Here is a 15,077-nt window from a genome sequence, read left to right on the forward strand (position 1 = left end):
TTTACTACAGTATCTATATAAAATTACATGTCATGTAGTTTTATATTGTATTTTAATAATACAAAAGAGTAGTGTTGAAAATTAAGGGATTATTATTTGAAGTGGAGGAGCAACAAAATATGAATAAATTTAAGAGTTAAAAATTTGGGAATTTTGTTGTTCTATAGTACATTAACAAGGGGTATTAGTTTTATAGAGAGGATGAGGAAATGATAGATACAGCAGATGTTTCAATAACTAATCGTATGTACACAGAAGATGAGCAACAAAAATTATACAAACGAACGTTACTAATCGTAAGTATTTCACAAATGTTCGGCGGAGCAGGGTTGGCTGCTGGGATTACAGTAGGTGCACTTCTTGCGCAGCAAATGCTTGGGACAGATGCATTTGCAGGTTTACCGGCTGCTATGTTTACGATGGGATCTGCGATAGCGGCTTTCTTTGTGGGGAAGTTATCGCAAAAGTATGGTCGCCGCGTAGGGCTTGCAGGAGGTTTTATAGTAGGCGGGCTAGGGGCTATTGGAGTTGTGATGGCAGCTTTAACAAATAGTATTATTCTTTTACTAGTTTCTTTACTTATATATGGCGCGGGCACAGCTACAAATTTACAAGCGCGTTATGCTGGAACGGATTTAGCGAATAAGAAGCAAAGAGCAACTGCTATTAGTATTACGATGGTAATGACGACTTTTGGTGCGGTCGCAGGTCCCAATTTAGTAGGTGTAATGGGAAGGTTTGCTCATTCAATTGGAATTCCTGAACTTGCTGGTCCGTTCATATTATCAGCAGCTGCATTTATACTGGCGGGTCTTGTACTATTTGTTATGCTTCGTCCCGATCCGTTACTTATTGCTAATATGATAGAATCATATAAACAAGAACATACATATAAAGGCCAACCGGTAACAGAAGAAGCGAAAGAAAATAAAAGAGGCATTACAGTTGGAGCTATCGTAATGATACTTACTCAAATCGTGATGGTTGCAATTATGACGATGACTCCAGTTCACATGGGACACCACGGTCACGGTTTAAGTGCAGTAGGTCTTGTAATTGGTTTTCATGTAGGTGCAATGTATCTTCCATCTCTCGTTACGGGAATGTTAATTGATAAAATAGGCAGAACTACGATGAGTATAGCAGGTGGAGTAATTTTACTAGCAGCAGGTGTCATAGCTGCGATAGCGCCAAGTGATTCTATAATACTATTAATTGTTGCTTTATCTTTACTTGGCTTAGGATGGAACCTTGGTTTAATCAGTGGTACGGCTCAAATTGTTGATGCAACTATACCTTCCACACGTGCAAAAACACAAGGAAAGATAGATGTTTTTATTGCATTAACTGGAGCTTCTGGTGGAGCAATGTCGGGGATGGTAGTAGCGAATTCTAGTTATGCGGCATTGTCATTAGCTGGAGGAGTGTTAGCTTTCATGCTCATTCCTGTTGTGATATGGTCTCGAAAAGGATAATGAAATTGTAGTGAGGTTCTAATTACTAACTAGAACCTCTTTTTATAAACTTAAATTAAATCCCACTTCACAATAAGCCCTAAATGCGTAAGACCACCGCCAAATCCGTATAGTAAAAGTGTGTCTCCGTTACTTAATTTTCCTTCTTTTCTAGCTAAATCTAGTGCGAGTGGAATAGAGACGGAAGATGTATTCCCCATAAATTCCACACTCGTTAATGTTTTTTGTATTGGAATTTGAGATTTTTCACAAATAGATTCGATCATTCGTAAATTAGCACTATGAGGAATGAACCAGTCTATATCATCCTTTTGCATATTTGCGGTATGTAATAGTTCTTTTATCCCTGTTGGCACCGTGCGTGTTGCCCATTTATATACTTCTCTTCCATTTTGCACGTTTTTTTCATTTGTTTGCAGTGGTGTACCATTCATAGTTGTAGATAAGTTTGTTCTGTATAGATGAATACCACCGTCCCCATTTGTTCCCATGTGTGCGGCAATAAAGCTTGGTTTGTTTTCATCTCTTTCTAATAAAATAGCTCCAGCACCATCGCCAAATAAAATGCAGGTCGTTCTATCGGTGTAATCAGTAACTTTTGATAATGTCTCTGTCGCTATGACAAGTACTTTTTTATGTGATCCAGAAGTAATCAAGCTATTACCGACGTGCAAGCCATATGTGAAACCAGCGCAAGTGGCATTTAAATCAAATGCCATTGTATGAGGTATGTTGAAGTATTGTTGTATTTGGCAAGCGACACTAGGGAAAACGTAATCAGCAGTAGTAGTAGCAACAATGATACAGTCGACATCTTCTAAGTTTTTCTTATATGTTGTACATAAATTTTCAATTGCTTTAATGGCTAAGTGTGAGGAGTATTCTTCTTCGCTAGCAATCCTTCTTTCCTTCATTCCTGTTCTTTGTACAATCCATTCATCATTCGTATCGATCATTTTTTCTAAATCATGATTAGAGAGTATTTGATTTGGAACATGAGTACCAATTGCAGTAATACGAGATTTAGAATTCATAGGAACAGCTCCTAACTTTATTTTTATAACCTGATACTAATATCAGGTTATAAAAATGTCAATATAGATTTTTGGTGTATTGAACGACTTAGCTTACTATGAAGGAATTTAGCGAGTGTTGTAAAAAATAATATACGAGAAGTTTTTAAAATTGATAATGAAGTGAGTTGAGCTCCTTGAAAACAGTTTTACGCATGTTGCCTGTTGTCATTATTTGTAGCTTTATTCTTATTATTTTTTCAGAGAAATCTTATGCTTGTGATTGTATTAACGTATCAGCAGAAGAGGCCTTTCAAAAAAACGATGTAGTGTTTGAGGGAAAAGTAATTGAGGTTGGAAGGAAAGAAGGGGTTGGAATTGAAGTATTATTTGAAGTGAAGAAGATTTGGAAAGGGACAAATTCTTCGCAAATTATTGTATATACAAATGGTGGTGATTGTGTATTTCACTTTGTGGAAGGAGGAGAGTACTTAGTATATTCTTCTCAAAGAGGATTGGAAAAACAATTACACACAAATAGTTGTAGTAGAACGAAGAGATTAGATGAGGCAGGGGCGGACAAAGTAACTTTAAGTCAAATTGCAAAAGAATCTGTTCCGACAAAGAAAGTCGATTTAAAAGGTGGCATGTTGAACGGTTTAAGCTGGTGGCAAATTCTTACTCTTTCTGTAGGTCTGTTACTGATAGTAGCTCTTGTGATTTTTATTGTAAGAAAAAAGCGCAAAAAATGACGATTAAAGTAAAAATATAAAGATTTTCTTTCAGTTTCTATAGGTGGTTTAACCTTGTGAAAGCGAATTACTTATGCTACACTTTATGTAACTTAAAATGAACGGAGGGGCTTCCTTTGATCTTAATCAGATTACGTCTCAATACTTTGTGCCAATAATTGAATAGCGCTCAAAGGCTCTGTCTGTGTGCAGAGTGAACGGGATTGGTCTGCCTATTTTAAAGGAACCCTTTATTAAGCTTATATGTGAAAAAGAGGGAGGGACGAATACGCCCTCTTTTTGTTTTGCCTTTATAAATAGAATGGGATTGTATAGGTGAACACTTATAGTGGATACGTATACGATCTTGGGACTTTTTAACTATGAGATAGGATGAAAGCACAACTTTCTTCTATTTCTTTGGTGAACCCTTATCCGTTTACGAAAACACAGGCAGCGACCTGTGTTTTTTATTTTACGTAATCGAAATGGAGGAATAAATATATGGAAGAATTATTACAAAGAGCAGTTTTAGTTGGAGTGAATTTAGGTAATGAGGATGATTTTGCATATTCGATGGAAGAGCTAACGAATCTTGCAGAAGCTTGTGATGTAGAGGTAATTGGACAAGTGACGCAAAATTTACAACGTGTAAATCCATCCCATTATATTGGAAAAGGAAAGATTGAAGAAGTAGCAGCCTATGTAAATGAAGTAGATGCGAATATGGTAATCTTTAATGACGAATTATCGCCTTCTCAAATTCGAAATTTAGAAGCAGATTTAGATTGTAAAGTAATTGACCGTACCATATTAATTTTAGACATTTTTGCGCAACGTGCGAAAACGAAAGAAGCGCAGTTGCAAGTAGAAGTGGCCCACCTTCAGTATATGATGCCTCGTTTAATTGGACTTCGTGAATCGTTAGGAAGACAGAGCGGCGGTGTTGGTACGAAAAATAAAGGTGTCGGTGAGAAGAAATTAGAGTTGGATCGTCGTAAAATTGAAGAACAAATTTCAGTTTTAAATAAAGATTTAGAAGCTCTTGTTGCGCAGCGTCAAACGCAGCGAAAACAACGTAAGAAAAATGAAATTCCTGTTGTAGCATTAGTAGGTTATACGAACGCGGGAAAATCAACGACGATGAATGCGATGCTTGAAATTTACAATGGTACAGAAGAAAAACAAGTATTTGAAAAAGATATGTTATTCGCGACGTTAGAAACATCGGTGCGAAATATTGATTTGCCAGATAACAAATCATTTTTATTAACGGATACAGTTGGATTTGTAAGCAAATTACCGCATCACCTTGTGAAAGCGTTCCGTTCAACGTTAGAAGAAGTAGCGGAAGCAGACCTACTTATTCACGTTGTAGATTACGCAAATCCAAATTACGAACAGTTAATTGATATTACAAATGAAACGTTAAAGAAAATTGGAGTAGAAAATATTCCAACCATTTATGCTTATAACAAATCAGATATGGTAGATGTTGAAATTACAAAAGTACAAGAAGACCGCGTTTATTTATCAGCGAAGAAACATGTTGGGATAGAAGAGCTTGTCGAAATGATTCGTTCACACATTTATAAAGAGTATACGAAGTGTGAAATGTTAATTCCATATGATCAAGGACAGGTAGTTTCTTATTTCAATAATCATGCGCACGTTCTATCTACGAGTTATGAAAACGAAGGTACGAAACTAGAAGTAGAATGTAAGGCGAGCGATTACGAAAAGTATAAGCGTTTTGCAATGTAAGAAAAAAGAGGTTGTCTCATAAGTCTCTTTTGAAGTAAAATCACATGAAATTGAAAAGGAAGAAACGTTATTAAATCAACGTTTCTTCCTTTCACTTTCTATTCGGTTTTGGCTAAAAAGCACCTTTTGGGACAGCCTCTTTTTCTTATTCTGTAATAGAAGCCCACTTATAAGAGTCAACTACCCCACTGAGATAAAGCGTTTCAGTAGGGGCTTGAGTTATAATGCTAGGTCTTTTCGGTCTATTACTATACAGTTGACGCTCTAGCATTCATGCCACCTTATGGTAACACCCCAAGTAAGTTTTGGGTTGGTACTGGCAACGAATGATTGTTTTCCCACTTGCACCACCCTTTCGAAAAAGAGCAGTTCTTCCTTGTGGAAGAAGCCACCACTCAGATGACTCCGGCGTGTGCTACAAGCCCCGACAAGTCGCGTACACATGGATGGTTGACGCACCCACTAAGCTATGCACAAAGCAATAGCCTTACGTTTTTGCACTTCTAATAGAATCGGCGTTTTCACTTTGAGATTGTCATCCAATTCTACAACTCCTGACTTTTTCAATGTATTCAGCGCACCATTAATATCAGCATGGATACATGTTCCTGCTTTACTTTGATACAGACCACGCGTAATTCGTTTGCCACTAAAGCGATACTGCGTCTTATCATCCTTAGACCAAACCGGAACCGGATCTTTATCAAGAAAACTAGCTTTTGAAGTATAGCTTTCTTCTTGTTTAAAAAAGCGAATGCCTTCTTTTACACATTTATTCTCAATCGCTGCAATCAATTTCTGAAATGGGATTTGCACAAACTTTTGATTATTCTTTTTCCCCATATGAGATTTTTGTTTCCAACCAGCGTTATACCCTACAATAATCGTATCTATATTGAATTCTTTCACTTTTTTGAACAATAGACCTACCGTTTGTGCAATGTAACCGTTTATTTGTCTTTCTCGTTTATGCCAAAGTGCGGCCATTGTATTCGTTACAATTCGTTTTGAAATTCCATTGTCCATATTTTTCTGTTGGAGGTTACATATCATTTTGTTGAAGTACTGGTTTATGGATTTTAGTTTTTTTCCATCAATTAAGAAGGTATCACCTGTATTGGTTACGCAACTTACTAATCTGTCTACACCTAAATCGCAACTCAAAGCGTTACTCGTAGTCGTGGGTTGTTTCTTCATTTGAGAAACGTGCATTTCATATGTATAATGCACCTCAAAGAACCGACCTTTTTGCTTCGGTACAATCTCAATGTAGGAGATATTTTTATTTCTTAAATTTTTTGGCATACGTATTTTAATAGAACCGAATTTTTTTCTAAATGCAACATTCATTGGAATCATCCAATACCCCTTCTCATCCACTTTTGGCACTTGATAGATTTCAATAATTCGTTTGTCAGTGGAACGAGAATAATTCGGAAACTTCGGACGACCTGTGAACTTCTCGGGATTTTTCTTCCACTGTTCCAATGCCTTAAAAAAGCTCTTCACTTCTGTAAATAAGGATCTACGAATCGCTTGAACAGAGTTTGATTGAATGCCCGAGTAGTTCATATCATTTTGCATGGCAGTGTCCACTTCTTTGACAGTAGCCATCCTGTTATTATTCAAGTAACTTTGTTTCATCGTGTACAAGCCAACATTTCGCAACGCTTTTGAACTATGCGACATGCGCTGAAGTAAACGAAATTCTTTTGCAGTCAAGCAAGCCCGTCCAATATTCTGTTTCTGCGTGAATCGTTGCATGTTTTCTCTTTTCTTTTGTTTCCGTAATACTTTCACTGCTTTCTTTCTAGCCATTGTTTTCACCACCTTTCTTAGAGGGAGTATTAAAATTATTTTTGACAAATAAATATTTAGAAAGAAATGGAACAAGTAGCGGAATGAGAATCATTATCTAATTTCGTTGTCTTACAATCTATTTCCTCTTTATCTACATGATATCGTAAGAAAAAAAGAAACAAACATTCGCCCTCAAATATTATTATGAGCGAGACAAAAGAGTGCAGCCTACCTGCTGACGGCAATTTATCACCACCTGAATTGTTGGGTTTTACCCGTAACACAAATCAGATGGAGTCTTCTTGCCGGAAAGGATAAATCCGATAAAGCGTATAGAAAAAATATATTATGTGAAAAGTGATATTTCTGGAAAAAGAAATGAAACCAGTATAGAATAGAAATGTTTCAAAAGTCAGAATTTATTACACCTACTGTAATAAATATATATTTTATACAGGAAGGAGAAATACACATATGCAGGCAGTTTCGCAAAAAAACAGAGTAGAAACACCGACAATATATCGAATATTATTTGCGATTAGTTTCGGTCATTTTTTAAATGACTCGATGCAAGCAGTTGTGCCCGCGTTATTTCCTATTTTGGAAAAAACGATGAATTTATCCTATATGCAAGTAGGGTGGATTGCATTTGCGTTAAATATGACGTCATCGATTATGCAGCCAGTTTTTGGTATGTACTCGGATAAGAAGCCGTCACCATTTTTATTACCGCTCGGTATGTTTTCAAGTATGCTGGGGATGATTGGACTTGCATTTGCACCGAATTTTATTATTGTTATTATTTCTGTTTTATTTATCGGATTAGGTTCCGCAGTCTTTCATCCAGAAGGTGCCCGAGTGGCTTATATGGCGTCCGGTGCAAAACGGGGATTAGCGCAAGCGATTTATCAAGTGGGAGGAAATACAGGGAATTCTCTAGCTCCTATTTTTACAGCGTTAATTTTTGTTCCGCTCGGTCAAATTGGTTCTTTAGGTTTTACAGCCTTTGCAGCGGTAGGAATTGTGTTATTAATTTTCGTATCAAATTGGTATAGGAATGAATTAGCAACTGGCGCTGTGAGAAGAAAAAAGAGGGCTGCGCTTGAAGCGGAACATGCGATTGTAAGTACACATATTAAATTTGTTATTTTACTTCTTGTTTTTCTTACTTTTGTACGCTCTTGGTACGGTGCTGGTATCGGGAATTTTTATCAATTTTACTTAATTGAGCATTACGGTTTATCGATAAAAAATGCTCAGTATTTCGTATTCGCATTTATGATTGCTGGTGTGTTAGGAACTTTCTTCGGTGGTCCATTAGCAGATCGATTTGGAAAGAAAACAATTATTGTATTTTCAATGCTAGGTTCAGCGCCACTCGCACTTTTATTACCTCACGTTTCGCTCGTTTGGGTCGTACCGCTATTTTTATGTATCGGTTTTATTAGTTCAAGTAGCTTTAGTGTAATTGTTGTATATGCGCAAGAGCTTGTTCCTGGAAAAGTAGGAATGGTATCAGGATTAATTGTAGGGCTTGCGTTTGGACTCGGCGCTTTAGGCTCTGTAGTTCTTGGGAAATTGGCTGACATATATAGTCTACAATTCATTATGTTACTATGTAGTTGTCTACCATTAATTGGACTTACTTCATGGTTACTACCAAATGATAAGAAAACGATAGAATAGGGGATACGCTATGAAATTATGTGAAAACGTAACAGAATTAATAGGAGATACACCTGTCGTCAGATTATCTAAATTTATTCCAGAAGACGCAGCAGATGTGTATGTAAAACTAGAAATGTTTAATCCATCACGCAGCGTGAAAGACCGTGCTGCCTATAATTTATTGCACGTTGCAGAAGAGAATGGTCATATTAAACCAGGAGATACAATTATTGAGCCAACAAGTGGTAATACAGGGATAGGTTTAGCGATGAACGCGGCTGCAAAAGGGTATAAAACGATTTTAATTATGCCAGATAATATGTCTAAAGAAAGAATTAACTTATTGAAAGCATACGGAGCAGAAGTAGTTTTAACACCGGCAGAACAAAGAATGCCAGGAGCAATTGCGAAGGCGTTAGAATTGCAGAAACAAATTCCAAATAGTTTTATTCCGCAGCAATTTGAAAATCCAGCAAACCCGAATATTCATCGTTATACAACTGCACTTGAAATTTATGAACAAATGGATGGCGAGCTTGATGCATTCGTAGCAACGGCTGGAACGGGTGGAACTATTACAGGGACTGGAGAAACGTTAAAAGAGAAACTACCAAACTTATATATCGCAGTAGTAGAACCGAAAGGATCTCCCGTACTATCGGGAGGTGTTCCAGGTCCTCATAAACTAGTAGGAACAAGTCCGGGATTTATCCCGAAAAACTTAAATACAGAAGTGTATAACGAAATTATTCAAATTGCAGACGAAGAGGCTTTAACGACAATGAGAAATTTGGCTAGACAAGAGGGATTGTTAGTTGGGCCGTCTTCAGGTGCTTCTGTTTACGCAGCGATTATGATCGCAAAACGATTAGGCGCTGGTAAAAAAGTTTTATGTATTGCACCTGATACAGGTGAGCGTTATTTGAGTATGGGATTATTTGAATGAAAAGGATAAAAACACCTTACTCGTGAAATTGTTACGAGTAAGGTGTTTGTTTTAGGTTGTAAGAGGGGGAGAATAAAAATGAAACTATTAAAACCAACACATGAATATAGTGGAGAAATTATGGAATATAAACATGCGTTTTTACAATCAGGAGAACAACCACATGGCAGTAGTTCTTTACAAAATTTTGATTCTCTCGATGAATGGTTTGAAAAAGTGAATATACAAGAACTTGGGGAAAACTTAAAAGCTAATCGAGTACCATCTAGTCAATTTTTAAGCTTTGAAAAAGGGGAACTTATAGGTTTTGTGAATATTAGACATCGATTAAATGAAGAGTTATTGCGGGAAAGTGGTCATATTGGATATAGTGTACATCCAAATAAACGTCGTCAAGGTTACGCGATAAAACAATTGAAACTCGCATTATATGAAGCACAAAAGTTAGGGTTGCAGAAAGTGTTAATAACTTGTGATAAAGCTAATATTGCTTCGGCTAAAACGATTCAAAAGGTTGGTGGTGTGTTAGAAAATGAAGTAGTTTCTTCTCATACTGGGGAAATTGTTCAGCGTTATTGGGTAGAAATATGATTTAGTGGGACATTAAAAAGGGAATGCAATGCATAATATCGAAATAGATAAATGAAAAGGTAATTGTGTACTGCAATTTTAGGGGGAAATGAAGTGGGATTAAAAGAGAAAGCAATAGAAATGTCGGAGATTTATAGGCAAAATCCGAAAGTGGAGGCTATTATTTTAGCTGGTTCAGTAGCTAGAAAGCTAGAAGATGAACATTCAGATATAGAACTACATATTTTATGGTCAATGCCACCAGAGGATGAGGATCGTAAAGGGCCTATTAACTATATTGGTGGAACAATTTTGTCATACCATCCTTACGAGGAAGAAGAATGGTCGGAAACATATTTGACGAAAGAAGGAATTAAATTAGAGATTAGTAACTTTTTAGCAGAAACAGTAGAGAAAGTTATTTCGGATGTGGTGGATCAATACGATATAAGTTATGAAAAACAATGTATCGTATCATCCGTGCATGACGGAGTTAGTTTGTATGGGGAAGAGAAAGTAAATGAATTAAAAGATAGGGTGATGGCATATCCAGAAGACCTAGCGAAACGGATGATTTCAGAAAATCTTTGGTTAAGTAATCGCTGGCATAATCGAGAGGCACTTTTAAAACGAAAAGACTGGCTTATGCTATATGATGTTATTTGTGAAGCGCAAAGAAATATATTTGGGGTCTTATTTGGTTTGAATAAAATGTATGTACATCACCCAGCGTTTAAATGGATGCCATATAATGTGGAACGAATGATTATTAAGCCTGAAAACTTATATGAGCGTATGGCGAATACGTTAATAGGGAAACCGGAGTATAGTATACAGGAGTTAGGAGTGTTAATCGAGGAGCTATTACAGTTAGTAGAACACCATGCTCCGGAATTACATATTGCTGAACAGCAAAAGCGTATTCAATATGCGAAATAAAAAACAAAGAGATGTAACCCTTGTTACATCTCTTTGTTTTTTATTTTACTAATTTCCCCAGTATAGGTAAGCGTTGAATTCTATCACCGAGAATATGTGAAGCAAGTCCACTAGTTAATACGAATAAAAGGTAAACAAGTCCTCCTACAGCGCCGCATATAACAACAATGAGAAGTGATTCGATATAAGATTGTCCAGGAATTAACCATGTTAAAATTGATTTTAATGCCATCACAACAGCAGACATTGCTGCGGAGTAAATTGTAATAAGAAATACTGTTTTTGCTGTCTCACCAATTTTAAATTTCGCAAACTTAACGATGCAGTACAACATAATACTATTGGAAACGAGGTATCCAAGAATGGTTCCAAGTACAGCACCGTGTCCGCCAAATAAATGTAAGAGCGGTGTATTTACTACAACTTTAACGAGAATCCCGGCTGAGAATGCAATCATTGTTTTTCTTTGATAATCGATTCCTTGTAAAATAGCTGCTGAAACTGTGAAAATCGCACTTAATATAGCAGACGGTGCAAATGAAATTAAATATTGTGATCCACCAAGTGCGATTTCAGGATTTACATAAACCATGCGGAATGCATCGTAAGCGATACTAGCAAGACCAAATGCAGCCGGGATCGTGAAGAATAACAAGACTTGAAATATCTTTGAAATTTGTTCTTGTAATTCTTCTAATTTCCCGCTTGTATAAGATTTCGTTATAGCCGGAATGATCGTTAAGGAGAATCCAGTTGCAAGTGAAGCTGGAATCATAATTAACTTTTGGGCATAGTTCGTTATATAAGCGAAAACTGCATTTGCTGTTTCTAACGGCTCTCCCATCGCTCTAAGGACATCAGCTACAGTATATTGATCTACTAACGTGTAAAGTGGAATTGCGATGCCGACAAATACAATTGGGATTGCATAGCGAAGTAATTCTATATAAATATTTTTTAATGGGATATTCGATGCTCTTGATTTTAATTCACCTTCGGGAGGTTTTAACCCATTATATTTTTTCCAGTACATCATTAAAATAGAGACGCTTGCAAGTGCTCCAATAACAGCACCAAACGTAGCAACTGCAACCGAAGAAGCTACTGAACCCCCTAATAATTTTGAGACGATGAAGCTACCAACTAAAATGAAAACAACACGTGCAATTTGTTCCACGACTTGAGAAACAGCACTTGGCTTCATATGTTGAAAACCTTGGAAATAACCACGTGTAACACTCATAGCTGGTACGATAATAAGTGCAAAACTTAATGCTCGCATCGTAAGTGTTACGTCAGCGATAAATTGTGGATCTGGCGTTTTCGAGCGAATAATAAATTGTGATATGTACGGTGCTCCAATAAATAAAATTAAAAATCCTAAAAAGCCCATAAACAACATTAATTTTACACTAGAGTTGTATAATTTTTTGCTTGTACTATAATCACCAAGCGCATTATGCTTTGCAACGAATTTGGAAACGGCAATAGGAATACCCGCTGTTGAAAAGCTTAATAAAATACCGTACCAAGAGTATGCATATCCATATAAAGCAACCCCTTGCGTTCCAACTAGTAATTGAAAAGGGAAGAAGTATATAAAACCTAATATACGTGAAATCATTGTGGCCCCGCTTAATAAAGCAGTTCCTTTTAAAACTTTTGACGTAGACAAAATTCTTTCCTCCTACTCTTGCTGTCTTGCATTCATCGTATACTACTATAAACCTGCTAGGGAAGTTAATACAGTATAAACCATAAATGTTCTAATACTATTCATTTAAAAGTCATATTTTGAATTTTTAAATAGAATGTAATACATAAAAATTCAAAATATAAGTTGACACTATTTTTAATGTATGATAAAAATGATAGTAATCAATTCGGAAAATAATATTTGGGCAATGAAAGGGTATAGTAGTGAATATCTCCCTATTTCAGAGAGCTGATGGTTGGTGTGAATCAGTATATAGATTATTCATGAAGTTCGTCCTGGAGCATCTTTCATAAATCTCACATTATGAGGAAATGAAAGACGGTAGTTTATACCGTTATCAAATAAAGTGGTGAAGATTGTTTCACAACTAGGGTGGTACCGCGATATTTATCGTCCCTACGTATTTACGTAGGGACGTTTTTTATTTAGGTCTTACTTTGTTGTGGCTTCATAACTAGGGTGGTACCGCGATAATTTATCGTCCCTACGTATTTGCGTAGGGACGTTTTTTATTTAGGTCCTAACTTTGGTGTATCTTCATAACTAGGGTGGTACCGCGATATTTTTGTCGTCCCTACGTATTTACGTAGGGGCGTTTTTTATTAGTAGAGAGGAAGTGAACGTATTAGAAAAGAGTGTGGATAGAACAATATAAATACCGAATTGTAAAACAGAAAAAGATAAAGAGAGGAGATTAACAAATGAATTCACAGCAATGGACATCGAAATTAGGTTTCGTATTAGCTGCAGCAGGTTCAGCAATTGGTCTAGGGGCAATTTGGAAGTTCCCGTATATGGCCGGAATTGGAGGGGGCGGCGCGTTCTTCCTTATTTTCATCGGTTTCACATTATTAATTGGTTTACCGCTATTATTAGCTGAATTTGTTATCGGAAGAAGTACACAAAAAGAGGCCGTTGATGCGTATAGAGAAATCGCACCAAAAACACTATGGCCATGGTTAGGGAAATTAGGGATTGTAACATGTTTCATATTACTTTCTTTCTACAGTGTTGTAGGAGGCTGGATTTTATTATACTTATGGAATGCAATTACAGGTAGACTATGGGAAGGAAATGGGGCATACGAAGCTACGTTTGGTGAAATCATTTCCAATCCGTATTTAGCAGTTGGCTCACAGCTATTATTCATCCTTATTACTATTTTCATCGTAAGTAAAGGTGTACAAAATGGTGTTGAAAAAGTAAATAAATATTTCATGCCAGCACTATTCGTTTTATTCTTTGTATTAATCGTTCGTGCACTTACGTTAGATGGTGCGGGAGAAGGAGTTCGTTTCTTCTTACAACCTGATTTCGCAAACGTAACATCAGAAGTCATTTTATATGCAATGGGGCAATCGTTCTTCTCACTATCAGTCGGAGTAGCAGTAATGGTAACGTATAGCTCATACTTGCCGAAAGAAGAAAGCTTACCGCGTTCAGCATTTTCTATCGTAGCTTTAACGCTTGTGATTACATTACTTGCAGGACTTGCAATTTTCCCAGTAGTGTTCGCATTTGGAATGGAACCATCTCAAGGACCAGGGTTATTATTTATCGTACTGCCAGCTATTTTCAGTAAAATGGCATTTGGAAAATTATTCTTCATTGTTTTCTTATTACTATTCTTCTTTGCTACTATTACATCAGCGATTTCGATGTTAGAAATTAGCGTGGCATCTTTAACTGCAAAAGGTAAAGGGAAACGTGAAAAAATGGCTTTAATCGTAGGTTTATTAATCTTCGTTGTAGGAGTACCGTCAGCATTGTCATTTGGTATATTAAGCGATCTGAAGATTTTCGGAAAGACAGTCTTTGATTTAGCGGATTATGCAGTTAGTAATGTACTCATGCCACTGGGTGTTTTATTAGTTTCTATCTTTGTTCCTTTAAAAATGAAGAAAGATGTATTAATGAGAGAGCTTGGTGTAAGTAAAAATAAAGGCTATAAATTGTTTGTATTATGGTTATTCTTACTTCGCTTCATCGCACCAATTGCGATTATTATCGTATTCTTAAATGTACTTGGCATTATTTAAAAAAGGTAGCGTATCGCTCTGGATACGCTACCTTTTTATTTTGCTCTTTTTTGCAATTCATTTACTGTTACGAACTGATAGCCCTTTTTAGTTAAAGAGTCTAAAATACCTTCTATGGTCTGTAAATTTTCATTAGACTCATCATACATAGAGTGCAGTAAAATGATAGAACCTGGTTTTACATTTTTATTAACATATTCAATTTTATCAGTTGCAGATTTATAAAAAGTATCAGGTTCAAGGTCCCAGGTGATTGTTTCGATATTGTTTTTCTTTAAATAATAGGGCAGGCCAATTAGTTTTTTCCCGTTAGGTGGTCTAAAATCAATTGCGCCTGTAAATCCTGTTTGGCGGATTAATGAATTTGTTTTTTCGATTGGACTAAAAAGTATTATATCAAACTAAGTAGTTTCAT

Annotated in this window: 12 protein-coding genes, 1 pseudogene and 1 other annotated feature; of the genes and pseudogenes, 8 read left to right on the forward strand and 5 right to left on the reverse strand. The window is 36.3% G+C overall.

Annotated features, from left to right (window positions below; translation table 11 throughout):
• The first annotated feature begins 209 nt into the window (after nucleotides 1-209).
• On the forward strand, nucleotides 210-1,475 hold the full coding sequence (locus tag MKY00_RS09440) for an MFS transporter (RefSeq protein ID WP_016717149.1): 1,266 nt from the start codon (nucleotides 210-212) through the stop codon (nucleotides 1,473-1,475).
• Between the two features lie 50 nt (nucleotides 1,476-1,525).
• Here the strand turns inward: MKY00_RS09440 and MKY00_RS09445 are convergent, their stop codons facing one another.
• A complete protein-coding gene (locus tag MKY00_RS09445) occupies nucleotides 1,526-2,509 on the reverse strand; it encodes a ketoacyl-ACP synthase III (protein ID WP_016717150.1) in 984 nt (327 codons plus the stop codon).
• Between the two features lie 176 nt (nucleotides 2,510-2,685).
• Here MKY00_RS09445 and MKY00_RS09450 point away from each other — a divergent pair, with 176 nt between their 5' ends.
• Together MKY00_RS09450 and hflX are read left to right on the forward strand one after the other, a co-directional pair.
• Nucleotides 2,686-3,240 (forward strand): cobalt transporter CbiN, encoded by a 555-nt coding sequence (locus tag MKY00_RS09450; protein ID WP_016717151.1) that lies wholly within the window; start codon nucleotides 2,686-2,688, stop codon nucleotides 3,238-3,240.
• Nucleotides 3,241-3,723: 483 nt separating this feature from the next.
• Nucleotides 3,724-4,983, forward strand: a complete 1,260-nt coding sequence (hflX, locus tag MKY00_RS09455) for a GTPase HflX (RefSeq protein ID WP_016717152.1) — start codon at nucleotides 3,724-3,726, stop codon at nucleotides 4,981-4,983.
• Between the two features lie 145 nt (nucleotides 4,984-5,128).
• Here the strand turns inward: hflX and MKY00_RS09460 are convergent, their stop codons facing one another.
• On the reverse strand, nucleotides 5,129-5,254 hold the full coding sequence (locus tag MKY00_RS09460; protein WP_016717153.1) for a hypothetical protein: 126 nt from the start codon (nucleotides 5,252-5,254) through the stop codon (nucleotides 5,129-5,131).
• Nucleotides 5,255-5,445: 191 nt separating this feature from the next.
• Complete coding sequence (locus MKY00_RS09465) at nucleotides 5,446-6,801, reverse strand: RNA-guided endonuclease TnpB family protein (protein ID WP_262726450.1); 1,356 nt, start codon at nucleotides 6,799-6,801, stop codon at nucleotides 5,446-5,448.
• Nucleotides 6,802-7,257: 456 nt separating this feature from the next.
• On the opposite strand from MKY00_RS09465, the gene MKY00_RS09470 reads away from it, so the two are divergent.
• From MKY00_RS09470 to MKY00_RS09485, 4 genes are all read left to right on the forward strand, one after another.
• Nucleotides 7,258-8,469, forward strand: a complete 1,212-nt coding sequence (locus MKY00_RS09470; protein ID WP_016717156.1) for an MFS transporter — start codon at nucleotides 7,258-7,260, stop codon at nucleotides 8,467-8,469.
• 10 nt (nucleotides 8,470-8,479) lie between these two features.
• Nucleotides 8,480-9,397, forward strand: a complete 918-nt coding sequence (gene cysK / locus MKY00_RS09475; RefSeq protein ID WP_000762260.1) for a cysteine synthase A — start codon at nucleotides 8,480-8,482, stop codon at nucleotides 9,395-9,397.
• Nucleotides 9,398-9,475: 78 nt separating this feature from the next.
• Nucleotides 9,476-9,988, forward strand: a complete 513-nt coding sequence (locus MKY00_RS09480; protein WP_016717157.1) for a GNAT family N-acetyltransferase — start codon at nucleotides 9,476-9,478, stop codon at nucleotides 9,986-9,988.
• A 93-nt stretch (nucleotides 9,989-10,081) separates the two neighbouring features.
• Complete coding sequence (locus tag MKY00_RS09485; protein WP_016717158.1) at nucleotides 10,082-10,906, forward strand: DUF4037 domain-containing protein; 825 nt, start codon at nucleotides 10,082-10,084, stop codon at nucleotides 10,904-10,906.
• A gap of 40 nt (nucleotides 10,907-10,946) precedes the next feature.
• Here the strand turns inward: MKY00_RS09485 and MKY00_RS09490 are convergent, their stop codons facing one another.
• Nucleotides 10,947-12,581 carry a putative polysaccharide biosynthesis protein gene (locus MKY00_RS09490; RefSeq protein WP_000107870.1) on the reverse strand — a complete coding sequence of 545 codons (1,635 nt, stop codon included), beginning with the start codon at nucleotides 12,579-12,581 and terminating at the stop codon, nucleotides 10,947-10,949.
• A 220-nt stretch (nucleotides 12,582-12,801) separates the two neighbouring features.
• Nucleotides 12,802-13,024 (forward strand) — a binding site (T-box leader).
• 300 nt (nucleotides 13,025-13,324) lie between these two features.
• On the opposite strand from MKY00_RS09490, the gene MKY00_RS09495 reads away from it, so the two are divergent.
• Complete coding sequence (locus MKY00_RS09495) at nucleotides 13,325-14,662, forward strand: sodium-dependent transporter (protein WP_001088180.1); 1,338 nt, start codon at nucleotides 13,325-13,327, stop codon at nucleotides 14,660-14,662.
• Between the two features lie 35 nt (nucleotides 14,663-14,697).
• Here MKY00_RS09495 and MKY00_RS09500 read toward each other — a convergent pair.
• A pseudogene (locus MKY00_RS09500) lies at nucleotides 14,698-15,039 on the reverse strand (polysaccharide deacetylase family protein); the annotation flags it as partial.
• Nucleotides 15,040-15,077: the final 38 nt, after the last annotated feature.

Source organism: Bacillus sp. FSL R9-9834 (assembly GCF_038006905.1).
In the GTDB taxonomy this organism is placed as follows: domain Bacteria; phylum Bacillota; class Bacilli; order Bacillales; family Bacillaceae_G; genus Bacillus_A; species Bacillus_A pacificus.

Bases quoted from the DNA above. Each gene is read 5' to 3' on its own strand.
- MKY00_RS09440 (WP_016717149.1), top strand. From the start codon at position 210: ATGATAGATACAGCAGATGTTTCAATAACTAATCGTATGTACACAGAA.
- MKY00_RS09445 (WP_016717150.1), bottom strand. From the start codon at position 2,509: ATGAATTCTAAATCTCGTATTACTGCAATTGGTACTCATGTTCCAAAT.
- hflX (WP_016717152.1), top strand. From the start codon at position 3,724: ATGGAAGAATTATTACAAAGAGCAGTTTTAGTTGGAGTGAATTTAGGT.
- MKY00_RS09460 (WP_016717153.1), bottom strand. From the start codon at position 5,254: ATGCTAGAGCGTCAACTGTATAGTAATAGACCGAAAAGACCTAGCATT.
- MKY00_RS09465 (WP_262726450.1), bottom strand. From the start codon at position 6,801: ATGGCTAGAAAGAAAGCAGTGAAAGTATTACGGAAACAAAAGAAAAGA.
- MKY00_RS09470 (WP_016717156.1), top strand. From the start codon at position 7,258: ATGCAGGCAGTTTCGCAAAAAAACAGAGTAGAAACACCGACAATATAT.
- cysK (WP_000762260.1), top strand. From the start codon at position 8,480: ATGAAATTATGTGAAAACGTAACAGAATTAATAGGAGATACACCTGTC.
- MKY00_RS09480 (WP_016717157.1), top strand. From the start codon at position 9,476: ATGAAACTATTAAAACCAACACATGAATATAGTGGAGAAATTATGGAA.
- MKY00_RS09495 (WP_001088180.1), top strand. From the start codon at position 13,325: ATGAATTCACAGCAATGGACATCGAAATTAGGTTTCGTATTAGCTGCA.